Here is a 24,876-nt window from a genome sequence, read left to right on the forward strand (position 1 = left end):
AGCCTTGTCACCTTTGGAAACCGGCAGGCACCCGGTAATCTACATCATCTCCGACTCCATCGGGGAAACAGCCGAGCTTGTAGGCCGGGCGGCAGCCAGTCAGTTCGACTCCGGAAACGCCGAGATTCGCAGAGTACCCTACGTTACTCACCCGGAAGAGATTCCCGAAATCGTGGCGCAGGCTGCGCGCGACGCAGGAATCATCATCTTCACCCTGGTAATGCCCCACCTGCGCGAGATGCTCTTGAAAGAGGCGCACCGCCACGGCCTGCCAGCAGTGGACATCCTGGGGCCGGTGCTCGAAGCGCTGGAGGGAGTTACGGGACGCAAGCCGCGCTTCGAACCGGGGCTCATGCGGAAGGTCGACGAGGAGTACTTTCGCCGGGTAGAAGCGATCGAATTCGCCGTCAAGTACGACGACGGCAAAGACCCGCGCGGCATAACCGAAGCCGATATCGTTGTGCTGGGGGTTTCCCGCACGGGCAAAACGCCGCTCTGCATGTATCTCGCCCACAAGCGCATCAAAGCGGCGAACATCCCGCTCGTTCCGGAGGTCCCGGTCCCGCCAGAAGTTTTCTCGCTCCCGCTCAACCAGGTCGTGGGGTTGACCATCCAACACGACTACCTTGTTACCATCCGGCGGGAAAGATTAAAAACCCTCGGGTTACCCGCTGAAGCGGAATACGCGAGTAAAGAGCGCGTAGAAAAAGAGCTGGCCTACGCCGAGGAGGTGATGCGCCGGATTGGTTGCGCCGTCATCGACGTGACGGGCAAAGCGGTTGAAGAAACGGCAAGCAAGGTGCTGGAAATCTATTACCGGGGGCGACGGTAACGTGATGCGCCCGGTCCTAATCGGCTGATACAAGGAGAGTGAAAAAATGGCCCTAAGATTTATCAGATGGTTCAGGGAACTCGGTAAAGGGGATGTGGGGCTTGTCGGCGGCAAGGGTGCCAACTTGGGGGAATTGACGCAGGCCGGCATTCCGGTACCACCTGGTTTTTGCGTAACCGCGGAGGCCTACAAGTACTTTATCGAAAAGACCGGCCTGGCACCCAAAATTATGGAAATCATCAGGCAGACCGACGCGAACAATTTAGAGCAGCTCATGGAGAACACCGCCCGGATCCGGGATCTCATCCGCAACACCCCGGTCCCGCCGGAGATTGCGGCAGAAATAACGGCCGCCTACGAAGAACTCGCTGCTGGCGGCACGCCGCCCAAAGTGGCCGTCCGCAGCTCCGCTACCGCCGAGGACCTTCCCGAAGCCTCCTTCGCCGGGCAGCAGGATACCTACCTCAACGTGGTAGGCACGGAGGACGTAATTGAGCACGTCCGGCGCTGCTGGGCTTCGCTCTGGACGGCCCGCGCGACTGCCTACCGGCAGGCGCAGGGTTTTGACCACACCACCGTTTACCTGAGCGCGGTGGTTCAGAAGATGATTCAGTCCGAACGGTCGGGTGTCGCCTTCACCGCCAACCCGGTTAGCGGCAACAGACAGGAGATGATGATCAACGCCAGCTGGGGGCTCGGGGAAGCGATCGTCGCCGGAAAAGTGACCCCCGACGAGTACATCGTAGAAAAATCGCCGCGCCGGATCACCAACAAGGTGGTGGCAGCCAAGACCGTGATGATCGTCGCCGACCCGAACGCCGCCGGCGGGACGATCGAGGTTGAAGTAGCCAAGCATCTGGGTCGCGAGTACGTCGAAAAGCAGTGCCTGACCGACGAGGAGATCCTCACCCTTGCTGACCTACTGGTTAAAGTGGAGACCCATTACGGCTCCCCGCAGGATATCGAATGGGGCTACGAAAACGGGGCCTTTTACATCTTGCAGTCCCGGCCCATTACCACCCTGGACAAGGAAAAACCGCAACCGGCACCCAGGGAAACAACCAAGGTGACCGAAGCGAAGGTTCTCGTCAAGGGAATGGCCGCCTCTCCCGGGATGGCCACCGGGAAAGTCGTCCTGGTGAAAAACTTCAACGACATTACCCGCGTCCAAGAAGGAACGGTTCTGGTAACGGTTATGACCAACCCGGATATGGTCCCCGCAATGAAACGCGCAGCGGCGATCGTAACCGACGAGGGAGGCCGGACCTGCCACGCCGCTATCGTTTCCCGGGAATTAGGCATCCCCTGCATCGTCGGTACCAAGAACGCCACCGAGTTACTCGCCGAGGGCATGGAGGTGACGGTTGACGCCTCCCGGGGCGTCGTTTACGAGGGACGGGTGGCTATGGAAGATAAAGCACCGGCCGCACCCCAGGCCGGAGGCACGGTGGTGCAGGGTGCCCTCTGGCGGGAGATCGCCCCGGTCACCGGCACCAAGATCTACATGAACTTAGGAGAACCGGAAGCCATCGCCCGCTACAAGGACCTGCCTTTCGACGGCATCGGGCTCATGCGGACCGAATTCATTTTTACCGACCACATCGGCGCCCACCCGATCTACCTCCTGCGCACGGGACAGGCCGACTTCTTTATCGAGCGTCTGGCGGAGGGCATTGCTAAGGTTGCCCAGGCGATCTACCCCCGGCCGGTGGTGGTCCGCTTTAGCGACTTCCGGACCAACGAGTTTCGGGGCCTCAAAGGAGGAGAAGAGGTCGAGCCGGTGGAAAACAACCCGATGATCGGCTGGCGGGGCGTTTCCCGGTACATTTCGCCAGAGTACGAAGCGGGTTTTAGGCTCGAGTGCCGCGCCATGCGTAAAGTGCGGGAGGAATTTGGCCTGCACAATGTGTGGGCGATGCTGCCCTTCGTACGGACAACCTGGGAGGTCAGGCGGGTCCTCGGTATTATGGCCGACGAAGGCCTCTCCCCCAACTTAAATTTCAAGGTCTGGATCATGGCGGAGGTCCCGGCAGTTATCTTCCTTGCCGACGAGTTCAGCCCTCTGGTTGACGGCTTCAGCATCGGGTCCAACGACCTCACGCAGCTGATCCTCGGCGCCGACCGGGATTCCGGCGTCCTCGACAACATGGGCTACTTCGACGAACGGAACCCGGCGGTCACCCGGGCGATCAGCCACCTAATTGAAGTCGCGCACCGGCACGGAAAGACCGTTTCCATTTGCGGCCAGGGGCCTTCGGTTTATCCCGAACTAACCGAATTCCTTGTCCGCAACGGCATTGACAGCATCAGCGTGAACCCGGATACCGTAGCCAACACGCGGCGGCTGGTAGCCTGCGTCGAGCAGAAAATCATCCTCGAGGCGCTGCGGCAACGGAAATAATGCCACGATACGGCGCAAAAGCGGGGGTTGCCAGCGGGCAACCCCCTATTTATTCTATTAGGGGGGTAAAAATTAATCATGGATACGCTGCGTCTTTTCTGGGCCGTCACCTTCCCGGAGGAAATCCGGGATAAAATCGCCGGCGTGCAGGCGGCCTTCCGGAAACTGCCGCTCAACGTCAAGTGGGTCGAAACCGAGAACCTGCACCTCACCATTCGCTTTATCGGGGCGACGGATAAGGCCCTGGTCGAGCCGCTTCTATCAACCACAAAAGGACGCCTTGCCGAAATTAACGCCTTCCCCCTCTTCCTGCGGCGGGTCGGCGTTTTCCCTTCCTTGAAAGCGCCGCGCGTCCTCTGGGTAGGGGTCGAGGAAACCGCCTCCCTGCTCCATCTGTACCGCCTCGTGGAGGAAGCGGTCCGCTCCTTCGGCTTTCCGCCTGACGCGAAGCGGTTTTCGCCCCACGTAACGCTCGGACGCTTCCGCACCGGCGCGAACGGCGCGCTGCTACGGCAGGCGATGGGCGAGATGGGGGACGTGGAACTCGGTAAATTTGAGGTTGGCGGCATTGAGTTGATCGCCAGCGAGCTCAAGCTGAGCGGGCCGGTTTATTCACCGGTCGGACGCATTGATTTTGGCTGCGCTTCTGGTTAAACCCGGAAGCCCGGCAACGTATAATTTTCAAAAGGAGGTAGACGAAAATCAGTGTTGATTATCGGCCTGAACGGCAGTCCCCGCCCCGACGGGGGCACCGCCCGGCTTTTGCAAACAGCGCTCGCCGCAGCCGCAGCGGCAGGCGCCCAAACACTCCTGCTGCACGCGGTTGAGGGGCTAAAGGGGCAAAAGGTTCCCTTTTGCCTCCACTGCTCCTCTCCCTGTTCGGGTGAGTGTTACAAAGACACCCGCCTTGCAGAGTTTTTCAACCTCCTGTGCCGGGCGGACGGGCTCCTTCTCGGAAGCCCGGTCTATTTCGGCACGGTATCCGCTCCCCTTAAAGCATTCTGGGATAAAACCCGCAAGCTCAGGAAAGAAAAAATGCTCCTCAACGTGGTAGGCGCCGGCGTAGTTTGCGGCGGCTCCCGGTTCGGCGGCCAGGAACCAACGCTTGAAACCCTGGCCGCAATGATGCTCTGCCACGGCATGACCGTCGTGGGCGACGGCCACTACGATGCTGACCCCGGACACCTCGGGGCCTGCATCCGGTACGGAGAGGAAGATGACGGCTTCGAGCGGGCGAAAATCTTAGGGCAGCGTGTTGCGGAGGTGGCCTGGGCCACACAGCACCTTCGCAAGCGGTGAGGCACCTTCACCGTCTTAGTTTGCGCAGCCCGGCAAGCCCTTGACCGGGCTTTTTTATCCAGTTAAACTAAAGTAATTCGGTTTAAAGAAAAAAGAAAGGCGTCCAGGAGGAGTACCCCGTGCGGGCTTTCCGGTCCGTACCAGCGGCGGAATGAAAATGGGCGGCGCTGCCTGTTTTCAGCTTCAAGTGAACGTACGAACAGGCGGTAACAGCCGCCGGTATTAGCAATAACTGGTCATCTTCACGGAGGTTGAGAGCGTGCGGTTACGCGAATATACGGAAGAGCTCGAGGAGCGTCTCCTTTCGCCCTACGCGTGCCGGAGCCGCTTCACGAAGGGGAGACAAAAGCCCGAAGAGCCGTGTACCATCCGCACCGCCTTCCAGCGGGACCGGGACCGGATCATTCACAGCAAGAGCTTCCGGCGCCTCAAACACAAGACGCAGGTTTTCATCATTCCTGAAGGAGACCATTACCGGACGCGCCTCACCCACACCCTGGAGGTCGCCCAGATCGCGCGAACCATCGCCCGGGCCCTGCGGTTAAACGAGGATCTGACCGAAGCCATCGCCCTTGGGCACGACCTCGGCCACACCCCCTTCGGCCACACCGGGGAAGATGCTCTGGCTGAAGTATTTCCGGGATTCAAGCATAATGAACAGAGCCTCCGCGTGGTGGATATCCTCGAGGGGGGCTGCGGGCTTAACCTAACTTTCGAGGTGCGGGACGGAATCTTAAACCACACCGGCCCCAAGACACCGGCCACCCTGGAGGGCCAGGTGGTAAAAATAGCCGACCGTATCGCCTATATAAACCACGACATCGACGACGCGCTTCGCGGCGGCATCCTTACAGAAACCGACCTGCCGCGCGATTGTCTGACGATTTTAGGTTTTCGGCACCGCGAGCGAATCAACACGATGGTTCTTGACCTGATCAAGGCAAGCTGGAACCAGCCGGAGATAAAAATGGGGCCGGAGGTACAGCACGCCATGGATAAGTTGCGCGCTTTTCTCTTCGAGCGGGTCTACACCGGTTCGGAAGCCAAGCGGGAGGAAGCCAAGGCGCGGCACGTCGTCCAGTATCTTTTTCAGTACCTGGTGGCCAATCCGGATGCCCTTCCCCCGGAATACCGCGAGCGCATCGAGGAATTTGGACGCGAGCGGGTAGTCTGCGATTACATTGCGGGGATGACGGATCGTTACGCAGTGGCACAGTTCGAGCGACTTTTTATCCCGCGCGGCTTTCCTGCATTTTAAAAGGCTTTCCTGCATTTTAAAAATTGTCGCTTTAGGGGAGGAAAATCTGACCGGGTAACGAATATATACTTCGGGTGGCCGCTCTGCCCCGCATTTGGTGGTGGTAAGATTGCGCGGCTCCGTTCCGGGTGAATTTATCGAAGAGGTCCTGAGCCGGACGGATATCGTAGCCTTGATCGGGGAGTACGTCCGTCTGGTGAAAAAAGGTCAGCGCTACGTCGGGCTTTGTCCGTTCCACCAGGAGCGGACCCCCTCGTTTACCGTATCACCCGACAAACAATTTTTCTACTGTTTTGGTTGCGGTACCGGGGGAGACGCCCTGAAATTTCTCATCTTGCGGGAAAACCTCTCTTTTCCCGAAGCGCTCCGCCGGCTGGCCGACCGCGCGGGGCTGAAACTTCCCGTGACGGCGCTCGACCCGGAAGCCGAAAGGCGACGCCGCGAACAGGAAACCGTCTGGGAAATAAACAGGCTCGTTGCCGGCTACTATGCCCGCCAGCTCCAAGATAAAAGCGGGGCGCCGGCGCGGCAGTACCTTGAAAAAAGAGGCGTACCTTTGACGGTAGCCTCCAAATTCGAACTCGGTTTCGCTCCTGCTTCCGGAGACGCCCTCCTGGATTTCTTGCGACGTCAGGGGGTGAGCGGCGAAGAGGCCGTCCGTTGCGGGGTAGCGATCCGCAAAGAGACTGGCGCAGTTGTTGACCGTTTCCGGGGCCGGCTAATTTTCCCTATCCACGACGCTCGCGGCAGGGTGGCGGGTTTTGGCGGGCGCGCGCTTGACGACGCGACCGAGCCAAAGTATCTTAATTCACCGCAGACCCCTTTTTTCAACAAGCGGGAGCTACTGTACGCCCTCTACCAGGCTCGGGACACCATCCGCGAAAAGGGTTTTGCGGTCATTGTCGAGGGTTACCTTGACGCGATCACCGCCCATCAGTTTGGCTTTACCAACGTGGTGGCCAGTTTGGGGACGAGCCTCACCCGGGAACAGGCACGGTTACTTCTTCGGTATACGGCAACGGCGCTCATCGCCTATGACAGCGATACGGCGGGAACGGCAGCCACCCTGCGGGGTCTTGATCTCCTCCAGGAAGCGGGCTTTGAGGTAAAAGTAGTCCGGGTACCCCAGGGCAAAGATCCGGACGAATTCATAAGGCAAGCGGGAAAGTCAGCCTGGGAGAAGCTTGTAACCCAGGCTCTCCCTCTTCTCGAGTACAAGGGAATCCATTTAGCCCGCGAGAAAGGGATAGAGACAGCCGCAGCCAAGATGGCCGTGCTGCGCGAACTCCTCCCGAACCTCGCTTGGCTTAAGACGGCGCCTGAGATTGAGGAAGGCGTCCGGGCGGTGGCCCAGCTTACCGGCCTTAGCTGGGAAACTGTGCGGGGTGAACTTGACCGGTTTTTAGAAAAAGGGCAAAAAGACTGGCTAAATCCGCGAAAAAGTGTAAAAAATAAACATAAAATAGAGTACACGGCGGATGCGCGCAAGCGGGCCGAGGCCTCGCTCCTGCGGCTCCTGCTCGAAAAACCCAGCTTCGCCCAGCAAGTAGAAGCAGCCGGAGGTCGTGAGATCTTCGCGGACGAAAGATACCGGCGGATTTACCTGACCATAGCTAGGGAAGTTGCTCCTAGCGGTGAGCTACCGACGCCCTTACTCTTCAGCCGTCTGGCAGAAGATGATAAGGCAACCGTAGCTGCCCTTTTAGCCGCAGAGCTTCCCGAAGCTTCGGAAGCTCTGGTGGAAGACCTGATTGGTATCCTGCGCGAGAAGAAGCAGCGCGAAAAACGGCAGGAGCTCCTGCTTTCCTTGCAGATGGCGGAAAAAGCAGGAGACGAAGGCCGGGTGCAGGAGCTTTTACGTCAGCTTGCTGAACTACTCAGGAATAGAAAGGAGGGTTGTGGAAATGGAAGATGAGCTTCAGTACGGAGAAATCGAAGGGCTGATCGAAAAGGGTAAAAAGCGCGGCAGTCTTACCTACAGCGAGATTATGGATAGCCTTCAGGGGGTAGATCTTACTTCCGAGCAGATCGAGGATATTTACGAGCGTCTCGCCACCATGGGTATAGATGTCGTTCCTGAGGCCCAGGATCTCGAGCCTGCCGAGGGGACGCCCGAACCTTCGCCGATAGACACCGACCTCACCATACCTGAAGGCGTGGAAATTGACGACCCGGTGCGGATGTACCTGAAAGAAATCGGGCGCATTCCCCTACTTTCGCCGGAGGAAGAGGTAGAGCTCGCCAAGAGGATGGAGCAGGGCGACGAGGCCGCCAAGCGCCGGCTGATTGAAGCCAACCTGCGGCTGGTCGTCAGCATTGCTAAGCGGTATGTCGGCCGGGGGATGCTTTTCCTCGACCTGATCCAGGAAGGAAACCTGGGCTTGATCAAGGCGGTTGAAAAATTTGATTACCGCAAAGGTTATAAGTTTAGCACCTACGCTACCTGGTGGATCCGGCAGGCAATTACCCGGGCGATTGCGGACCAGGCACGGACCATCCGCATCCCCGTTCACATGGTAGAAACCATAAACAAGCTCATCCGGGTATCGCGCCACCTGCTGCAGGAGCTTGGTCGCGAGCCCACGCCTGAAGAGATCGCTAAAGAGATGGACATTTCTGAAGAGAAAGTGCGCGAAATCATGAAGATTGCCCAGGAACCGGTGAGCCTTGAAACACCGATCGGTGAAGAAGAAGATTCGCACCTGGGTGACTTTATCGAAGATCAGGACGCTCAGGCACCGGCGGAGGAAGCTTCCTACCGGCTGTTGCGGGAGCAACTCAACGAGGTCCTGCAAACGCTGACCGAAAGAGAACAACGGGTCCTGCGGCTGCGCTTCGGGCTTGATGACGGTCGCGCGCGGACCCTGGAGGAAGTCGGCCAGAAGTTTGGCGTGACGCGGGAGCGAATCCGGCAAATAGAAGCTAAAACCCTTCGCAAGCTGCGTCACCCAAGCCGCTCAAAGAAACTTAAAGATTACCTTGAATGACCCTATCCGGCGTCTTCTTGACGACCGGATTATTTTTTTATACAATATCTTCGGGCCCATAGCTCAGCGGTCAGAGCCGCCGGCTCATAACCGGATGGTCCCAGGTTCGAATCCTGGTGGGCCCACCAGTTTAGAGGTTGGAAGTTGGAGGTTAGAGGTTGGAAATTGGGAGTTGGAGGTTGGGTTGTCTCCAACCTCCGAAGTGGGCGATTAGCTCAGGGGGAGAGCACTTGCCTTACAAGCAAGGGGTCGCAAGTTCGAATCTTGCATCGCCCACCACTCAGAAAATTAAGTTCTCAAGCAATAGGAGTCCGGGGAAAACCCGGTTCTTCTTTTACCGGAGAAGCTTAAGTAACCTAGTTTGGTACCGCCGGGAGCGGCGGCCCGGAGGTAGCGGACGATTAAGCTTTCACCGCGACTTCAGGCAGTAGCAGACCTCGTACCGCCCAGCCGGTGTGTGGCGGATATCGGTACCGACCATGCCCTTCTGCCTCTTTACCTGGTTGAACAGGGGATCGTGGCCCGGGTGATCGCGGTAGAAAAAGAAGCGGGGCCAGCGATAGTTGCTCGGAGAACCGTAGCCGCCCGGGGGCTCATGGACCGCATTGAAGTGCGCGTTGGTGACGGCCTCGCCCCCCTCCGCCCTGGTGAAGCAGAGATTATCGTTCTGGCTGGGCTCGGCGGTGAAAAAATCGCCACTATCCTGGCCCACGGCATAGAGACGGCCCGCACGGCCCGGCAGCTTGTCTTACAGCCGATGAACCGGGCGGCAATCCTGAGACGCTGGCTGGCCGAGAACGCGTGGCGCATCGCAGCAGAAACTCTCGTCGCGGAGAAAAAATGGCTGTACCAGATAATTACGGCGGCGCCCGGAAAAGAAGGGCAACTCAGCTGGCTCGAAGCGGAGCTTGGCCCCTGCCTTCTCGCCTCCCACCACCCCCTGCTCCCGGAACTGATCCGGCGGCTTATCATCCGCTACGAACAGGAACTCGCTGGTCTCGCGCAGGCTTCCGGGGAACAGATTACCGCCCGGCGTGCAGAACTCCGGTACCGCCTGAGCCAGTTACGTGCCTTACGGTAAACCGTTACCCGAGCGAGCGACTGATAGGCTGAGCACTATAGCCCCCCTCCTAAAGCACGCGCCAACTCCTGGCCCGTTGCTTTCGACCGCAAAAACCGCTATACTCATATTAGGTGAGTAAACCAGGTGGTCGCGGGTGCAAGACGCGTAAAGTCGCACCTGAGGAAAGTCCGAGCTCCACAGGGCAGGGTGCCGGGTAATACCCGGCGGGGGCGACCCCAGGGAAAGTGCCACAGAAATGTAGACCGCCCCGTGAGTGCGGGGTAAGGGTGCAACGGTGCGGTAAGAGCGCACCAGCGGCCGGGCAACCGGCCGGCTAGGTAAACCCCACCCGGAGCAAGGCCGCGTAGGGGGACAATGGAGTGGCCCGCTCCGTCCCCGGGTAGGCCGCAGGAGGCGCCAGGGCAACCGGCGTCCCAGATAAATGACCACCCTCGACAGAACTCGGCTTACAGGTTTACTCACCCACGCCAAACGGCGGTTTTACCGCAGTTTGGCTTTTATTTTTTGTGTACAGGGGAAAAACCGTAACCAAAATTTAATTTTTCTCTTGTGTTTGTGTTGTGGCAGCCCGGACCCGGCTCCTCTCTAATTTTCGACAATATTTCGGAAATTTGGCTGCTAAAGAGATAAATTTTTGTGGAGACCTGCAGGAATTTGACGGAGAATGCAGAAAAATAACGAAAACCAGATCCTCTGCTCAAAGTGCCGGAGTTAAGGTTAGTAAACTGATCACGGTTTATTTCTCGGCGTTTATTCCCCAGAAAAAGCAACTACCTTCAGGAAGCTGCTTCCAACCAGTACCAATTCGCTCACGCGTCTCTGGCACCTAGGAGGATAAGGGGGGGTGAAAAAACAGAGTAATAGCACAGAGACGAGAGCTCTTCGCGAACGTCAGCCTGCTTTGGTCAAGTTTATCACTCTTTGCTGTCCCTTTGTTTGTAGGAAGGGAGGAAGATTGAATGGCAAAAGGGCGAAGGATTGTTTCTATCTCCGAAACCGCCGGCGCGGATGGAATGCTCGCGATGCTGAAGCATAAAGGGGTTTCCCGCCGGGAGTTCCTCAGGTTCTGTGCAGTCATTGGCGCTACGCTGGCCGTTCCTGTAGAGATGGTCGGTAAGATCGCCGATGCGCTGGCATCAGTCCGCCGCCCCCCTGTTATTTGGCTGGAATTTCAGGATTGTGCCGGGTGCACCGAGTCCTTCCTGCGGGCCTCCCGCCCGACAGTGGCCGAGATCGTGCTGGACCTACTTTCGGTAGATTACCACGAGACGATTATGGCGGCGGCTGGCCGACAGGCGGAGGAAGCAAGAGAAGCAACGATCAAGACCGGTGGTCACCTCGTTATCGTGGAAGGCTCTATTCCCATCAAGGATGGCGGCCTCTACTGCTGTGTAGGCGGGCGCACAGCAATGGAAATCCTTTCGGAAGCCACCCGCGGGGCGGCCGCTGTGATTGCCGTGGGCAACTGCGCGGCCTTCGGCGGCTTGGCGGCGGCTGAGCCCAATCCTACGGGAGCGGTAGGCGTGCGCGACTTGGTAAAGGGCGTGCCCGTAATCAACCTTCCCGGCTGTCCCGTGAACGCAATCAATATAACGGCTACGGTTGTTCACTACCTTACTTTTAAATCCCTGCCGGAACTGGATGCCTGGGGCCGGCCTCTCTTTGCTTACGGCAAACGGATTCACGATAACTGTGAGCGCCGCGCCCATTTCGACGCCGGCCAGTTCGTCGAAGCCTGGGGGGACGAAGGCCACCGGAAGGGCTGGTGTCTTTACAAAATGGGTTGTAAAGGACCCGAAACTTACAGCAACTGTCCCACCGTCCGTTGGAATGAGGGGATTAATTGGCCGGTCGGTGCCGGCCACGGCTGCGTTGGCTGCACGCAGCCAGGTTTCTGGGATACGATGACGCCCTTCTACCGGCGGTTGCCGACGGTACCGGGCTTCTCGGTTGAGTCCACCGCGGACAAGATTGGCCTTGGCCTCGCGGCGGCGGCCGCCGTCGGGGTTGCCGCGCACGCGGTGGCCAGCTCTGTGCGGCGCAAGACAAAAGGAACGGAGGAGTCATAGGAGACTCTTTAAGGAGGGGTAATCTATGCCCAGGGTTGTTATTGACCCTGTAACCCGAATTGAGGGCCATTTGCGAATTGAGGCGGAGGTTTCAGGTAGAAACGTAGCCAGTGCATGGAGCAGTGGCACCATGTTTCGGGGTCTCGAAACCATTTTAAAAGGTCGCGATCCCCGGGATGCTTGGCTTTTTACCCAGCGGATATGCGGCGTCTGTACGACGGTCCACGCCATTTGTTCCGTGCGGGCGGTAGAAGATGCCCTTGGCATTCAGATTCCGCCGAACGCGCGGATGATCCGCAACATCATTGAAGGTATCCAGTATGTCCAGGACCATGTGATTCACTTCTATCACCTCCACGCTTTAGACTGGGTGGATATTGTTAAAGCGTTGGACGCAGATCCGGCGAAAACATCTCAATTAGCGCAGTCTATTTCCGACTGGCCTAAGTCCAGCGCGGCTTATTTCAAAGGCGTCAAGGAACGCGTCCAGGCTTTCGTAAAAAGCGGCCAACTGGGGCCCTTTGCTAACGCTTACTGGGGGCACCCGGCGTACAAGCTGCCACCGGAGGCTAACCTGATGGCTGTAGCGCACTATCTGGAGGCGCTGGAGTGGCAGCGGGAGGTGATTAAGGCCCACGCGATTTTAGGCGGCAAGAACCCTCACCTCCAGACTTATCTAGTGGGCGGAATGTCGTGCCCGGTAGACCCGAACAGTCAGGCGGGTCTGAACGCCGATAGTATCGCCTACCTCAAAGAGCTTTTCGCCAAGGCGAAGGAGTTTGTGGAAAAGGTTTACCTCCCGGATGTGCTGGCGGTAGCGCCCTTCTATTTAGACTGGGCCAAAGTGGGCGAGGGACTAGGCAACTTCCTTAGCTTCGGGGACTTTCCCCTCACCGACACCAAGAGTAGCGACGATCCCGGTGACCTCTTCCTGCCCCGCGGGGTTATCCTGAACCGGGATCTGAAGACCGTCCATCCGGTTGACCAGAAAAAGGTGGCCGAGTATGTAACCCATTCGTGGTATTCCTACGAAGATGATAAGAAATCCAAACACCCGTGGGAGGGAGAAACCCGGCCCAACTACACCGGTCCCAAGCCGCCTTATAAGTACCTGAACGTAGACGGGAAGTATTCCTGGCTTAAAGCCCCGCGTTACGACGACAAAGCGGTGGAAGTGGGACCGCTGGCGAGGATGCTTGTGGCTTACGCCGCCGGGCACCCACGGGTGAAGCATTGGATAGACGCTGTGCTGGCGAAGTTACGCGTCGGGCCGGAGGCCCTCTTTTCCACCCTGGGCCGGACCGCTGCCCGCTGCATCGAAACGGTCGTCATCGCCGAGCAGTTAATCCCGTGGACCGACGAACTGGCGGCCAATATCAGCAAAGGCGACTTGCGCATCCACGAGCAGAAGCACTGGGAGCCGTCCACCTGGCCTAAGGAAGCGGAAGGTTGGGGCTGGACGGAGGCGCCGCGGGGAGCATTGGGTCACTGGGTGAGGATCAAGGACGGCAAGATCGAAAATTACCAGTGTATTGTGCCCACCACCTGGAACGCTTCACCGCGGGATGCAAGTGGCCAGCCCGGCGCTTACGAGGCGGCCCTTGTCGGTACTCCTGTTGCGGATCCGGAAAAGCCGTTGGAGATTTTACGTACCATCCACTCCTTCGATCCGTGTATAGCCTGCGCAGTTCACATGGTAGAGCCACGCGGTCGTAAAACCTTCTATATAAGTGGCTGCTAAGGGGGTGACGCTTATGAGACGAGTGCTGGTATGGGAACTTCCGGTACGCGTCTTCCACTGGGCCACGGCGCTCAGCATCTTCGCCCTGGCGCTTACGGGTTATTATATCGGTAACCCCTTCGTGATCGTGTCTGGTGATGCCGCGCAGGCTTACCTGATGGGGTGGATGCGCGCTGTCCATTTTGTGGCTGCCTTTGTTTTAGGGATAGCCCTGCTGGTACGCATTTACTGGTTCTTCCGCGGGAACCGCTACGCCAGTTGGCGCGAGTGGATCCCCACCAGCCGGGAGCGCTGGAGCTTTTTCTGGCGGCAACTCAAGTACTATCTCTTCCTGCAGCGGGAACGCCCTCTCTACGTAGGGCATAACCCGGTGGCCGGGCTAAGCTATCTGGTTGTGGGGCTGTTAATCCTGGTGCAAGGCCTCACCGGGTTCGCGCTTTACGCCGAAGCTTTTCAGGATGGTTTCTGGCGGTTTTTCTTCGGGTGGCTCCTGGTCCTCTTTGCCAACCAGGACCTCCGCCTCATCCACCACGTTACTATGTGGCTCATTCTCGCCTTCTTTGTCGTACATCTTTATATGGGTATCCTGGCGGAGATTGAGGAGCGTAACGGGACCCTTGGCAGTATCGTTAGCGGTGTCAAGTTTGAGGAGCCAAGGGGTGCTGAATAGCTACCCCGCAAATACAAATTCTAAAAGGGCCATGGCCTTGGGAGGGGGAAAACGCCCCAAGGTCCGTTAGATCTGGACTTACATTACTTACCGACGCCAAATCGCGCTTAAGAGTGCGGTTTGGCTTTTGTTTTTTGCCGTTTCTTCTGCCTAGCAAGAGGAGTTTCGGCACCTACCCGAGAAAATTTACCGGGGTAAAAAAGAGGTGGCAAAAAGAGGTGGTGGATCGCCTGCCGCCGCAGGTCCGGGAGAGCTTTCAAGAATTTCAGAGGCTGGTAGGTTCGACGTGGGCATGACACTGGCCGTAGCCTTGAATGCTACTTTAAAAATCAAAATCCTTGGAAAAGGTCCGCACAGAAAACGAGGATTTATGCTTTAAACCGGGAGGCGCCAGAAGATGCGAAATAACGAAGGAACACGGGGCCGGATCATAGCTGTGTGTCTGAGCAAGAACAAGGGCGAACGAAAAGAAAACATAGGGAAAGGTAGGCTGGTGGCCGGCCACGGTCTCGAAGGTGACGCCCACGCAGGTAACTGGCACCGCCAGGTAAGCCTCCTTGCCCTCGAAAGCATCGAAAAGATGCGGGCGCGAGGTTTGGAAGTTGGCCCCGGAGACTTCGCGGAAAACATCACTACCCAAGGGCTGAACCTTACCCGCCTACCCGTGGGGACCCTCCTGCGGATCGGCACCGCGCTCGGAGAGGTGACTCAGATCGGGAAGGCGTGCCACACCGCCTGCGCCATCAGGCGCCAGGCGGGGGACTGCATTATGCCCCGCGAGGGGATCTTCGTCCGGATAATCGAAAGCGGCGCGGTCGAGGTAGGAGACACTGTGGAAGTGGTCGCTATAGGCTGCCCACCCGAGCGACGATAAGCTTCTACTGCCGAACTACCTACTTTTGACAACAACTACCCAGGATTCAACTCTTCCCAAAGCAAAATATAGTCTTCCAGGCTATAAGCGAAACCACCCTCCTCTGTTCTGTGCTACAAAGGGAGCTACCCTCCTCTGCCCTTGCGTTACCCTCTTGACAAGAAAGCTTTCCTGCTTTATCATGACTAAAATGATAATATTAATAGGCAATAATACGACAGAAAGGACAAAAAGATAAAGGAAAGGTGGTGGCTACCTGATGGGGATGTTCTCCTTCAGCTCTGTCCCGGATGTAAAGAAGAGGTACTCTTCCTCTCCCAACCGGAGGCGGCGACCTGTCCCCGCTGCGGGCAGTTTGTCTTTCCCGTCTCAACTAACAGCCCGGAATTATACCGAAAAAAGAGTTTTCCAAAGGAACCTTTACAAGGTCAGAAAACAGACTGACCACGACCAGAAACGCCCAAGTTACCTCGCCGGCGGTTAAAAGGCCGGGGGAACTAACGCTTACCCGTACTCGGAGGGAAGCTGGGGATGAAACTCTCAACAAGGATTCGCTACGGCGTCAGGGCGCTAATGGATATTGCCGAACATAGCACGGCAGGGCCGGTAAGCCTGAAGGACGTTGCCCGCCGCCAAGGGGTCTCGGAACAATATTTAGAACAACTGGTACTGCTACTGAAGGGAGCGGGGTTTGTTAGGAGCGTCCGGGGCGCTCACGGAGGCTTCGTGCTGAGCAGGCAGGCCACGGAGATCCGCCTGAGTGAAATCGTGGAAATCCTAGGCGGGACCATCATGTTGGTAGACTGCCTTTACGACCAGGAGGTATGTACGCGGGCCGACTGCTGCGCCATCCGGGACGTATGGCGCGAAGCCAACGAAGCCTTCCGCAACGTGTTGGCCGCGGTAACCCTGGCTGACCTCGTGGAGCGGCAGCGAAGAAAACTAGAGCATCCGCGTCAGAAAAGAGGGACCAGAAGTGGAAAGCAACGGGCTTAAAGAGCGGATCGCGGCCCTGAAAGCCGAAAAGAAGGCCGTCATCCTCGCCCATAACTACCAGCGGGCCGAGGTTCAGGACGTGGCCGACTTTGTCGGCGACAGCCTGGAGCTGAGCCAGCAAGCGGCGAAAACGGACGCGGAAGTGATCGTCTTTTGCGGCGTCCACTTTATGGCCGAAACCGCGGCGATCATCTGCCCCGGAAAACGGGTCCTCTTACCCGATCTCACAGCCGGATGCCGGATGGCAGATATGGTCACGCCCGCGAATCTGGAAGCGATCAAACGGCAGTTTCCCCAGGCGCTCGTGGTCTGTTACGTGAACTCCAGCGCTGCGGTCAAGGCAGCGAGCGACGTCTGCTGCACCTCGGCCAACGCCGTTCGCGTCGTGGAAGCGCTTGGGGATCAGGAGATTTTGTTCATCCCCGACCAACACCTAGGCGAGTATGTCCGCGAGGTTACGGGTAAGCAGGTGATCCTGTGGCCCGGGTTCTGCCCCACCCACGTCGCCATCAGACGGGAAGAGATCCTAAAGCTGAAGGCACTCTACCCAGATGCCCCCGTCGTGGTTCACCCCGAGTGCCGACGTGAGGTAAGGGAACTCGCGGACGCAGTGCTGAGCACGGGGGGCATCTGCCGCTACGCCAGGGAAAAGGATTTCGAAACCCTCATTGTGGGCACCGAGGTGGGCATCCTTCACCGGCTACGCAAGGAAAACCCGGGGAAGAGGTTCATCCCGGCTTCAAAAAGAGCGGTCTGCCCCAACATGAAGCGGATTACTTTAGAAAAAATTGTCCGGGCGCTGGAAACTTTGCAGCCAGAGGTGACCGTGCCGGAAGAAATCCGGCTAACGGCCCACCGCGCGCTGGAGCGGATGTTTGCGCTCACCGGTCAGGATACGTCCAAGGCACCGGACGCGCTGCCATCGTCTTTAAATGCGCCCGTTTCCGGAGCTTAAAACCGAAGAAGGAATTTCAACCAAAGAGGGGGTTGTTTTCTTGGTCTATCTTGATTATATCGCCGCGGCCCCGGTACTCCCGGAGGTTTACGAGGCGATGCTTCCCTACTTTACAGAGCACTGGGGTAATCCCTCCAGCATCCACGAACTGGGGGAAAAAGCCCGGGAAGCGCTGGAGAAGGCGCGGGCTCAGGTGGCCGACTTGATCGGAGCAGCACCGGAGGAAATAATCTTCACCTCCTGCGGAACCGAGGCCAACAACTTTGCGCTCAAAGGCATCGCTTGGGCCCACCAGAACCGGGGTAAACACATCGTCATCAGTTCGGTAGAGCACTTTTCCATTATGCACTGCGCCAAAACGCTGGAACGTTGGGGGTTCGAAGTAACCCGCCTACCGGTTGATTCATACGGCATGGTAAATCCGGCGGATGTGGAAAAGGCGCTCCGGCCCGACACCATCCTCGTTTCGGTAATGCACGCCAACAACGAAGTAGGTACGATCCAGCCCATCGCTGAAATCGGGCGCCTCTGCCGCGAAAGAAACGTCCTTTTCCATACCGACGCCGTGGCCACGGTGGGACTGATCCCGGTCAACGTAGAGGAGTTGAACGTGGATCTTTTAACCCTTTCCGCCAACACCTTTTACGGTCCCAAGGGTGCAGCCGCCCTCTACCTCCGGAAGGGAGTCCGGATCCAACCGCTGCTTGACGGCGGAATTCAAGAGCGAGGGCTTCGGGCAGGCACGGAAAACGTACCCGCAATTGTTGGGATGGGTGTAGCTGCTGCGATCGCCAAAAAAGAGACGAACTCCCGCATCCGGCACCTGCAGGCTTTGCGCGACCGCCTGATCGAGGAGCTGCCTAAACGCATTCCCGACACCATCCTCCTCGGGCATCCCCACCAGCGCCTGCCCAACAACGTCAGCGTGGCCATCGAATACGTCGAGGGCGAGTCAATGCTCCTCTTTATGGATATGGCAGGCATCAGGATCTCCAGCGGCTCGGCCTGTGTTTCCCGCAGCTTAAAGGTCTCCCACGTAATGCTGGCTATGGGGATAAGCGCAGCCACCGCCCAGGGCTCGCTGGTATTCACCCTGGGCATCCACAACACCGAAAAGGACGTGGACCGGGTGCTCGCGGCCCTGCCGCCAGTGGTGCAGCGGCTGCGGGAAATGTCGCCCCTCTACCATAAGGCGAAGCGCGCGCAGGCAAGCAAACAACTTTCGGGAGGTGGCCACAGTGTACAGCGCTAAGGTGATGGAGCACTTTTTGCACCCGCGCAACGTGGGCGTCATTGAGGACGCCGACGGCGTCGGCGAGGTGGGCAACCCTGCCTGCGGGGATGTGATGACCTTTTACGTCAAGGTCAAGGAAGACCGGATCGCGGAGGTCAAGTTTCAGACCTTCGGTTGCGCCGCAGCGATCGCCGTTGCCAGCATGGTCAGCGAGATGGCCAAGGGCAAACACATTTCGGAGGCACTCAAAATCACGAACAGGGACGTTGCGGAAGCCCTGGAGGGTTTACCGAAACAAAAACTCCACTGCTCCAACCTTGGAGCCGACGCCCTGCACAAAGCGATCGAGGATTACCTGGCGCGCAAAAAAGAAAAGGAGGCTGGAGATGATGGAAACCAATCTTCCTGCGCTCGATGAGCGACTGATCACCCGGGCGATAATAACCCGGTATACCGAACTGCTTCTTTCCCTCAGTGAGGTCGAAGTGGCGGTGGTCGGTGCCGGGCCTTCGGGGCTTTCGGCCGCGTATTATCTGGCCGGCAGCGGCATCAAAACAGCAGTCTTTGAGCGCCGCGCAAGCGTCGGCGGGGGAATGTGGGGCGGCGGGATGATGTTCAACCAGATCGTCTTCCAGGAGCCCGCCCGGGAAATATTTCAAAATCTTAGAAAACACCGGCGAGGTCTACCCGGGCCTCTACGTTACTGGGATGGCCGCTAACGCGGTGGCCGGCGGCTACCGGATGGGCCCCATCTTTGGAGGGATGCTCCTTTCCGGAAAGAAGGTGGCAAGCCTGATCAACGAAAAGCTCCGCGGCAGCAAAGGAGTGTAATCTTTAAGCAGGCAAAGTACTGTGAACAACACTCTGGCTCATCTGCAGAAGTGCCATGGCCTTGGGAGGGAAAAAGCGCCCCGAGGTCCGTTAATCTGGACTTACAGGTTTACTCACCGACGCCAAATCGCGCTCAAAAGTGTGGTTTGGCTTTTGTTTTTAGTGCAGGGATTCCGCCACCGCTGGCGAATTGTTTCGAAAACAGGACGGAAACGACTACAGGAGGGCTAATGAAGCGCAGGAGCCGGGGCATCCATTACGGTTGGGTCATCCTTGCAATGGGAATGATAGCCGCACTCGGGGCGCACGGGTTTGGCCGTATGGCCTATACGCTCATCCTGCCGGCCATGAAAGAGGGCCTGGCCTTGAGCTACACCCAAGCAGGGCTTCTCGGCACCGCAAACTTCCTTGGTTACCTCATCTCGGCTTTCTGCGGCGGCTTCCTCGCCACGCGTTTCAACAGCCGCTTCGTTATCGGTTTCTCCCTTCTCCTGATGGGCTGCACCATGTTTCTCACGGGGCTGGCGCAGTCCTTCAGCTGGGCCTTCGCCATGCGGTTCCTCACCGGCTTGGGACATGGCAGTGCTTACGTCCCGTCCATGGCACTCGGCTCAGTTTGGTTTGCAAGGCGCTACCGGGGGTTCGCTACAGGCGTCGTCTCAAGCGGCACCGGCATCGGCATCGTGCTCGGCGCGCTCCTGGTGCCTCGCATCCTGGCAGTCGTTGGGCCGTCCGGCTGGCGTTACGCCTGGTTCTGCCTCGGGGCCGCGCTGGCGGCCATCAGTTTCGTCTGCCTCACCTTTCTACGTCCCCGGCCGGAGTCCCTGGGTCTCTCCCCCATTGGAGGAGACCGTGCCGGCGACACAGAGCCACGCGGTACCGGCGATAACCCTCCGGATTGGCGTTCGGTTTACCGTATAAGAACAATCTGGCATTTCGGGGCGGTCTATTTTACTTTCGGCCTCTCGTACGTAATCTATCTTACCTTCTTCGCCGCCTACTTGCGGAACGAGATCGGCTGGAGCACTGCACAGGCGAGCGATCTCTGGGGATTGGTCGGCATGCTCACCATCTTCTGCGGCCTCATCTGGGGCACCCTCTCCGACCACGTAGGGCGGAATCGCGGCCTCGCCCTCGCCTTTTTCATCCTCACGCTCTCATACTTGCTTTTTGCTTTCGTTAAGACCGCGCCGGCCCTTTATCTTTCGGCAGTACTTTTCGGCCTCACCTACGCCGGCATCCCGACAATCATGGCCGCAGCCGCGGGAGACTACCTCGGGCGCCGCCTGGCGCCGGCGGGGCTCGGCTTTCTTACGCTTTTCTTCGGTATCGGCCAGGCTCTCGGGCCGGCAGCCGGTGGCTACCTGGCCGAAATCTGCCATACCTTCACCTGGAGCTATACCCTGGCAGCCGCAGCCGCAGCGATAGGCATGATGGGTTCTCTTCTTTTGCCTTCTGCCGCCACAGCAGGAACGGAGCCCCTTCCCCTTGCTTCGCGTAGCACCTGACCCGACCCCCATAACTCGACAAAAATTTTCGTAAAATCAGGCGCAAGGCATCCATTTGTTGCAGGAATTTGCCATTCGGTGTCGAAGTTTTCGGGTGTAAGGGAGGGCAAACGGGTGCTCCAGACCTTCGCTCAGTGGAGCTATAACACTAAGGTTCTCTTTGTTTCCCACGTGCTCCTGGAAGGAGCGCTGCTCGTTTGGGTTGTCGTGTCTATTTACATGGCTACCCGTTTTTTCCGGGACCGGATAATGGTCACCCTGCTCGTGCTCGGTTTGGTTTCCTTCATCGTCGGGGCCACAGCGCATATTTACGATTATATTCGACCCTTGAGCCTCTGGCAACATGTTTTCTTGGCCGACTTGGCCCATTGCGGTGGTTATATTTTCCTCTCTTCCAGCATCGGCTACCTGGTTTACCGTTATCTAAAGCTCCACGAGGCGCTCAAGCGCGAAGCCACGACCGACTTCTTAACCAGTCTTTGCAACCGGCGTTATTTCTACCGGCGGCTCGCCGAAGCGATCGAACGGTACCAGAAACATGGGGAGCCCTTCGGGGTCGCGGTCTTAGATGTTGACGAACTGAAGGAAATCAACGATAAATACGGCCATCTGCGGGGCGATGAGATCCTGAAAGAGATAGCCCAGGCGCTGCGGCGGGCGGTCCGCGCTTCCGACTGCGTCGCCCGCTTCGGCGGTGACGAATTCGTTATCCTCTTCGTCGGTGCGCCGAACGAAGAGGGGTTGATAGAACGTTTACAGCGCGAGATCGAAAGCTGCGCGACAACCTTAAGCATCGGTATGGCCTTTTGCCCCAAAGACGGCACCACCGCCGACGAGCTTATCACCACGGCGGATAACCGGATGTACAAAGCGAAAATGGATAAGGCGGGCAAAAAAAAACCCCTTCCGGCAGAGGTGCTGCAGTAGAAATTTTTCTCCCTTCTACCCCGTAGAATTTTTGGAACAGGTGTAAAGATGCTGCGATATATGTCGAATAAAGAGGTAGAGGGGGTGAGGCCGATGCCGGACCTGCTCTTAAGCTCCGCAGGTACGCTTGCCCAGACGGCACCGGTGGTGAGCGAGATCGCTTGGTTTGCCGTAATCGCTTGCGCCTGCCGCTATTTAAAAAACCGCCGCGCGGCTACGCTGCTCGCGGTTGGGGTTCTGAGCTTCGTTACCGGCTGGGCCATTCGCCTTCTATCGGATTGCGCAAAGCTACCGGGGGAGCTTATTGCAGGCAGCGACCTCGCGATCGCCCTGAGCTTTATCCTGATGCTGGTAAGCATCGTCTATCTGGCCCGCATCGGGTGGCGGACGGCTCACCTGCTGAAGTACGAAGCAGAATCTGACCCGCTGACCGGAGCTTACAACCGGCGGTACTTCTTGCGCGCGCTCCAGGCAGCGCTTGCGGAAGCCGAAGCGGGATTTGCGGTAGCGATTATCGACATCGACAATATGAAGGAAATTAACGATAACTTCGGCCACCATAAAGGAGACGAGGTGCTCCAGCGAGTGGCCCGGACACTCCGGGAAGGGGTGCGCCAGACCGACGTGGTCGCCCGCCTCGGTGGCGACGAGTTCGGCGTTATTTTCAGGAAGGCTAATGGCGACACGGGCGTGTTACTGGAACGCCTCCGGAAACAGCTTGACGCCAGCGGGGTGGCGGCGAGCTTCGGCCTCGCCTCCTGCCCGCAGGACGGAAAAGAAATCGAGAGGTTATTAGCGGTGGCGGACGCGCGGATGTACCGGCAGAAGAAAGCACGCAAGAACCGTGCCGCCAGGGGAGGCGCGGGAGAGCTTAAAAATCCTGTCCTCCTAACCGCGGCGCGTTAAATCACGGAAAACAACCCACCTCCGGCTGACCCCGGTCACAACCGGGGTATTTTTTTGTTAGAACTTCGCCACCAGCAACTTCTCTTCGACGGTAAAATCTTGCCCCTCCTTAAAAACACGCACCATCTTGCCCGGCACGGCATAAAGTGGTCCGCCCAAATGGTTGACCGGGAAGCTCTCGTCCCCGCGGGATAGCAGCCAGTGGTTCTCGAAATGCTCTGCCGCCACTACCGCGGCCACCACTTCGCCGACAAAGATGTAGTGGTCTCCCCCGTCGTAAGCATTCCAGAGGCGGCATTCGATTCCCGCCAGGCACTCCGCGATGAGCGGTGCCGCAACCTTCTCGCCCCGCACCGGCGTCAGGCCCGTCGCCGCAAACTTATCCGCCTCTCTCCCGGAGACGGTGCCGCAATAATGGACCTGGGGCAGGAGGTTCCGCCCGGGAACGTTAACGGTAAAGTTTTTGCCCGCCAGGATATACTCCGCCGTCAGGTGCTTTTTGGCGACGGAAACAGCGATAAGCGGCGGACTGACGCTTACAGGCATCTGCCAGGAGGCGGTCATCACGTTGTACCGGCCCCCCTTTTCGGTGGCTATCAAAACCACCCAGCCGGGCGTCAACAGGCGGTAGGCCGTCGCCACCGGGACTTTTTGCTGCATTTGTCTTTCCCTCCCTCACTTTGGTATCTCTGGAAGATTCGCCGTCAGGTACTGAACTCCTTCCCCAACTTACGCCGGTTTTTAAAAAAGATAAAAGCGGGCACTGCAACGCCCGCCGCAATAAGCGCCACCGCTGCTTAAAACTCTGTGGCTGGCCTACCGCACCAGATCGGCTAATTTGACCATCTTTCTTACCACCCGCTGCGCCCGCTCGATCCGGGGGATCCTTTCGCGCAGCCGGCCGACCCGGTTTTCCTCCCCCTCATCCGTGAGCCACAGAGCCCCGACAATCATGCCTAAGATGCTACCTGCCACCAGGCCCCGCCAGAAAGTCACCGCTCCGTCACCCCCGTCGGTTTTAGTAAAGCGCCTCGTTCCCGGGATCAAAGGAAACGAGGCTCCCCTCCTCATCGATATCGAAAACCTGGACGCCTTCCTTGTCGATCCGGTATTCGACACAACAATCCCAGCAGTAATAGTGACTGGCGCCCACCTTGCCGGTGGCCCTGCCGCCACAAACCGGGCAGTTCACATTCTTTCCTCCTCGCCCAAACTATCGCCCCAACCGAACTCGAAATTCCGGGCTCCGTCAGAGTGCCTGTCTCTATTATGCCCCGCCGGGCAAAGAAAAATGCCGCCCGCCAGCCCCGGTTTCGTTATTTCCGCCGCCGTGCCTTCCAGCCGTGGTAGGCCGAAGGTCCTAAAAAGGGTAGGTGGCGGTCCCAACGCAAAACCGATCCCGCCGCCCCCGTAAAACAGACCTGTCGCCTCATGCAGCCTCTCCCGCGCCCAAGCGATAATGATGTCGAATACGGAAGCATTTTGTCGTAAACAAGGGGCGGAAGCTATGTTTAAGGGGGAACGTACAACAAAGAAGGTTATCTGGACGATCCTCTTTTTAACGGTAATAACCGCCCTGTCGAGCGGCACTTTCGCCACCGCGCGGGTCAGCCTCAGCGAACTCGAGCGGGTGCCCGCCGCGATCAGCGGGGTCAGGGGTGAGCGTGCCGCGTTTGGGCAGGCTGAGTTTCCGCCCCAGGAAGCGGTGGTCACAGAAGTGCGCCACCTCGAAGCCGCCTTGCCTTTTCTGTCGGACCAGGAAATCCCAGTTTACGTCGTTCGGGAACGCTGCTTTCTTCCCGGTTTCGGCTGGCTCGCCGGCTGTACCCTCCCCGGCCAGAAAGCGGTCTACCTCTTCGCTTCGCCCCAGTACCGGAGCTACACTTACCGGGTGAAAAATGGGGTGGCCAGGCCGGAACGCTACGCCCCCTACCTGGCGGCGTACACCGTGGCCCACGAGTTTGGCCACATCCTTCGGTACGAACTGGTTAGCGAAAAGGCGCTGCAGCAATACCTATCGCTGCGCGGCGTGACCCAGACGAAGGAAGATGAATGGACCAGTAACGCCGAGGAGATTTTCGCCGAGGATTTCCGCTGGCTCTTTGGCAGCGAGAAGGCGCACCAGGTCCCCTACCTCTGCAGTGCCAGGCCGCCCGGCGAGAGAGAAAAAGAGCTTCTCCTTAAGCTGCTAAGCGGAGCGGAATCCCTGTGAAACGCGCAGGAGCCCGAGAATCCCGGGCCCCCGCTGGTTTTGATAGCGTAAAGCCTTTATCTTTACTGGCCGAAAGACCCGTTTCCTTGACC

At 58.2% G+C, this 24,876-nt stretch carries 25 protein-coding genes, 2 tRNA genes and 1 other RNA gene; 25 read left to right on the forward strand and 3 right to left on the reverse strand.

The genetic code is table 11. From position 1 onward, the window contains the following. Positions 1–4: 4 nt before the first annotated feature. The 24 genes from EDD75_RS04785 to EDD75_RS04895 all read left to right on the forward strand — a co-directional run bounded on the left by EDD75_RS04785 (position 5) and on the right by EDD75_RS04895 (position 22,572). Positions 5–832 carry a pyruvate, water dikinase regulatory protein gene (locus tag EDD75_RS04785; protein ID WP_123928857.1) on the forward strand — a complete coding sequence of 276 codons (828 nt, stop codon included), beginning with the start codon at positions 5–7 and terminating at the stop codon, positions 830–832. 46 nt (positions 833–878) lie between these two features. Next, positions 879–3,233, forward strand: a complete 2,355-nt coding sequence (ppsA, locus tag EDD75_RS04790; RefSeq protein ID WP_123928860.1) for a phosphoenolpyruvate synthase — start codon at positions 879–881, stop codon at positions 3,231–3,233. Between the two features lie 78 nt (positions 3,234–3,311). After that, positions 3,312–3,887 (forward strand): RNA 2',3'-cyclic phosphodiesterase, encoded by a 576-nt coding sequence (gene thpR, locus EDD75_RS04795; RefSeq protein WP_123928863.1) that lies wholly within the window; start codon positions 3,312–3,314, stop codon positions 3,885–3,887. A 51-nt stretch (positions 3,888–3,938) separates the two neighbouring features. After that, on the forward strand, positions 3,939–4,532 hold the full coding sequence (locus tag EDD75_RS04800; protein WP_123928866.1) for a flavodoxin family protein: 594 nt from the start codon (positions 3,939–3,941) through the stop codon (positions 4,530–4,532). Between the two features lie 259 nt (positions 4,533–4,791). After that, entirely contained in the window at positions 4,792–5,790 is a 999-nt protein-coding gene (locus tag EDD75_RS04805) for a deoxyguanosinetriphosphate triphosphohydrolase (protein ID WP_123928869.1), read from the forward strand. Between the two features lie 109 nt (positions 5,791–5,899). Then, on the forward strand, positions 5,900–7,705 hold the full coding sequence (dnaG, locus tag EDD75_RS04810; protein WP_211328095.1) for a DNA primase: 1,806 nt from the start codon (positions 5,900–5,902) through the stop codon (positions 7,703–7,705). Then, positions 7,695–8,777, forward strand: a complete 1,083-nt coding sequence (rpoD, locus tag EDD75_RS04815; RefSeq protein WP_123928874.1) for an RNA polymerase sigma factor RpoD — start codon at positions 7,695–7,697, stop codon at positions 8,775–8,777. The genes dnaG and rpoD overlap by 11 nt, the downstream gene beginning before the upstream one ends. A gap of 52 nt (positions 8,778–8,829) precedes the next feature. Then, positions 8,830–8,905: transfer RNA gene (locus tag EDD75_RS04820), tRNA-Ile, on the forward strand. A 76-nt stretch (positions 8,906–8,981) separates the two neighbouring features. Then, positions 8,982–9,056 (forward strand) — tRNA-Val (locus tag EDD75_RS04825). Positions 9,057–9,177: 121 nt separating this feature from the next. After that, the gene (locus tag EDD75_RS04830) at positions 9,178–9,858 is read left to right on the forward strand and encodes a tRNA (adenine(22)-N(1))-methyltransferase (RefSeq protein WP_123928877.1); all 681 of its coding nucleotides are present in this window, start codon (positions 9,178–9,180) and stop codon (positions 9,856–9,858) included. A gap of 114 nt (positions 9,859–9,972) precedes the next feature. After that, positions 9,973–10,326, forward strand: an RNA gene (rnpB, locus tag EDD75_RS04835) — RNase P RNA component class A. Between the two features lie 494 nt (positions 10,327–10,820). After that, the gene (locus tag EDD75_RS04840; RefSeq protein WP_211328096.1) at positions 10,821–11,930 is read left to right on the forward strand and encodes a hydrogenase small subunit; all 1,110 of its coding nucleotides are present in this window, start codon (positions 10,821–10,823) and stop codon (positions 11,928–11,930) included. A 25-nt stretch (positions 11,931–11,955) separates the two neighbouring features. After that, positions 11,956–13,671, forward strand: coding sequence for a nickel-dependent hydrogenase large subunit (locus EDD75_RS04845; RefSeq protein ID WP_123928880.1), 1,716 nt, complete (start codon positions 11,956–11,958; stop codon positions 13,669–13,671). Positions 13,672–13,684: 13 nt separating this feature from the next. Beyond that, on the forward strand, positions 13,685–14,341 hold the full coding sequence (gene cybH, locus EDD75_RS04850; RefSeq protein WP_123928883.1) for a Ni/Fe-hydrogenase, b-type cytochrome subunit: 657 nt from the start codon (positions 13,685–13,687) through the stop codon (positions 14,339–14,341). 397 nt (positions 14,342–14,738) lie between these two features. After that, positions 14,739–15,215, forward strand: coding sequence for an MOSC domain-containing protein (locus EDD75_RS04855; protein ID WP_123928886.1), 477 nt, complete (start codon positions 14,739–14,741; stop codon positions 15,213–15,215). A gap of 531 nt (positions 15,216–15,746) precedes the next feature. Further along, positions 15,747–16,211, forward strand: coding sequence for an RrF2 family transcriptional regulator (locus EDD75_RS04860; protein WP_123928889.1), 465 nt, complete (start codon positions 15,747–15,749; stop codon positions 16,209–16,211). Continuing rightward, the gene (gene nadA / locus EDD75_RS04865) at positions 16,192–17,166 is read left to right on the forward strand and encodes a quinolinate synthase NadA (RefSeq protein ID WP_123928892.1); all 975 of its coding nucleotides are present in this window, start codon (positions 16,192–16,194) and stop codon (positions 17,164–17,166) included. The genes EDD75_RS04860 and nadA overlap by 20 nt, the downstream gene beginning before the upstream one ends. A gap of 40 nt (positions 17,167–17,206) precedes the next feature. Beyond that, the gene (locus EDD75_RS04870) at positions 17,207–18,418 is read left to right on the forward strand and encodes a cysteine desulfurase family protein (protein ID WP_123928895.1); all 1,212 of its coding nucleotides are present in this window, start codon (positions 17,207–17,209) and stop codon (positions 18,416–18,418) included. Further along, positions 18,405–18,818 carry a Fe-S cluster assembly scaffold protein NifU gene (nifU, locus tag EDD75_RS04875; RefSeq protein WP_123928898.1) on the forward strand — a complete coding sequence of 138 codons (414 nt, stop codon included), beginning with the start codon at positions 18,405–18,407 and terminating at the stop codon, positions 18,816–18,818. The genes EDD75_RS04870 and nifU overlap by 14 nt, the downstream gene beginning before the upstream one ends. Then, positions 18,787–19,119, forward strand: a complete 333-nt coding sequence (locus EDD75_RS04880) for an FAD-dependent oxidoreductase (protein WP_245963077.1) — start codon at positions 18,787–18,789, stop codon at positions 19,117–19,119. The genes nifU and EDD75_RS04880 overlap by 32 nt, the downstream gene beginning before the upstream one ends. Next, positions 19,061–19,231: a hypothetical protein gene (locus EDD75_RS11565; RefSeq protein WP_245963110.1), complete on the forward strand. Its 171-nt coding sequence runs from the start codon at positions 19,061–19,063 to the stop codon at positions 19,229–19,231. The genes EDD75_RS04880 and EDD75_RS11565 overlap by 59 nt, the downstream gene beginning before the upstream one ends. A 230-nt stretch (positions 19,232–19,461) precedes the next feature. Then, entirely contained in the window at positions 19,462–20,739 is a 1,278-nt protein-coding gene (locus EDD75_RS04885; protein WP_123928901.1) for an MFS transporter, read from the forward strand. A gap of 114 nt (positions 20,740–20,853) precedes the next feature. After that, positions 20,854–21,666 carry a GGDEF domain-containing protein gene (locus EDD75_RS04890; protein WP_123928904.1) on the forward strand — a complete coding sequence of 271 codons (813 nt, stop codon included), beginning with the start codon at positions 20,854–20,856 and terminating at the stop codon, positions 21,664–21,666. A 93-nt stretch (positions 21,667–21,759) separates the two neighbouring features. After that, on the forward strand, positions 21,760–22,572 hold the full coding sequence (locus EDD75_RS04895; RefSeq protein WP_170157719.1) for a GGDEF domain-containing protein: 813 nt from the start codon (positions 21,760–21,762) through the stop codon (positions 22,570–22,572). Positions 22,573–22,629: 57 nt separating this feature from the next. Here EDD75_RS04895 and EDD75_RS04900 read toward each other — a convergent pair whose 3' ends face one another. From EDD75_RS04900 to EDD75_RS11190, 3 genes are all read right to left on the reverse strand, one after another. Then, positions 22,630–23,232: a flavin reductase family protein gene (locus EDD75_RS04900; protein ID WP_123928910.1), complete on the reverse strand. Its 603-nt coding sequence runs from the start codon at positions 23,230–23,232 to the stop codon at positions 22,630–22,632. A gap of 156 nt (positions 23,233–23,388) precedes the next feature. Further along, positions 23,389–23,568 (reverse strand): hypothetical protein, encoded by a 180-nt coding sequence (locus EDD75_RS04905; RefSeq protein ID WP_123928914.1) that lies wholly within the window; start codon positions 23,566–23,568, stop codon positions 23,389–23,391. Between the two features lie 22 nt (positions 23,569–23,590). Then, positions 23,591–23,764, reverse strand: a complete 174-nt coding sequence (locus EDD75_RS11190) for a hypothetical protein (RefSeq protein WP_170157720.1) — start codon at positions 23,762–23,764, stop codon at positions 23,591–23,593. Positions 23,765–24,079: 315 nt separating this feature from the next. On the opposite strand from EDD75_RS11190, the gene EDD75_RS04910 reads away from it, so the two are divergent. Beyond that, complete coding sequence (locus EDD75_RS04910; protein WP_123928917.1) at positions 24,080–24,784, forward strand: hypothetical protein; 705 nt, start codon at positions 24,080–24,082, stop codon at positions 24,782–24,784. Positions 24,785–24,876 lie beyond the last annotated feature (92 nt).

Origin of the sequence: Thermodesulfitimonas autotrophica, from assembly GCF_003815015.1 — a bacterium.
GTDB classification, from domain to species: Bacteria; Bacillota; Desulfotomaculia; order Desulfotomaculales; family Ammonificaceae; genus Thermodesulfitimonas; species Thermodesulfitimonas autotrophica.

What these genes read in the sequence shown, in the direction of transcription:
- ppsA (WP_123928860.1), top strand. Translation starts at nt 879, where the DNA reads ATGGCCCTAAGATTTATCAGATGGTTCAGGGAACTCGGTAAAGGGGAT.
- thpR (WP_123928863.1), top strand. Translation starts at nt 3,312, where the DNA reads ATGGATACGCTGCGTCTTTTCTGGGCCGTCACCTTCCCGGAGGAAATC.
- rpoD (WP_123928874.1), top strand. Translation starts at nt 7,695, where the DNA reads ATGGAAGATGAGCTTCAGTACGGAGAAATCGAAGGGCTGATCGAAAAG.
- EDD75_RS04840 (WP_211328096.1), top strand. Translation starts at nt 10,821, where the DNA reads ATGGCAAAAGGGCGAAGGATTGTTTCTATCTCCGAAACCGCCGGCGCG.
- EDD75_RS04845 (WP_123928880.1), top strand. Translation starts at nt 11,956, where the DNA reads ATGCCCAGGGTTGTTATTGACCCTGTAACCCGAATTGAGGGCCATTTG.
- cybH (WP_123928883.1), top strand. Translation starts at nt 13,685, where the DNA reads ATGAGACGAGTGCTGGTATGGGAACTTCCGGTACGCGTCTTCCACTGG.
- EDD75_RS04855 (WP_123928886.1), top strand. Translation starts at nt 14,739, where the DNA reads ATGCGAAATAACGAAGGAACACGGGGCCGGATCATAGCTGTGTGTCTG.
- EDD75_RS04860 (WP_123928889.1), top strand. Translation starts at nt 15,747, where the DNA reads ATGAAACTCTCAACAAGGATTCGCTACGGCGTCAGGGCGCTAATGGAT.
- EDD75_RS04880 (WP_245963077.1), top strand. Translation starts at nt 18,787, where the DNA reads ATGATGGAAACCAATCTTCCTGCGCTCGATGAGCGACTGATCACCCGG.
- EDD75_RS04885 (WP_123928901.1), top strand. Translation starts at nt 19,462, where the DNA reads ATGAAGCGCAGGAGCCGGGGCATCCATTACGGTTGGGTCATCCTTGCA.
- EDD75_RS04895 (WP_170157719.1), top strand. Translation starts at nt 21,760, where the DNA reads ATGCCGGACCTGCTCTTAAGCTCCGCAGGTACGCTTGCCCAGACGGCA.
- EDD75_RS04900 (WP_123928910.1), bottom strand. Translation starts at nt 23,232, where the DNA reads ATGCAGCAAAAAGTCCCGGTGGCGACGGCCTACCGCCTGTTGACGCCC.
- EDD75_RS04910 (WP_123928917.1), top strand. Translation starts at nt 24,080, where the DNA reads ATGTTTAAGGGGGAACGTACAACAAAGAAGGTTATCTGGACGATCCTC.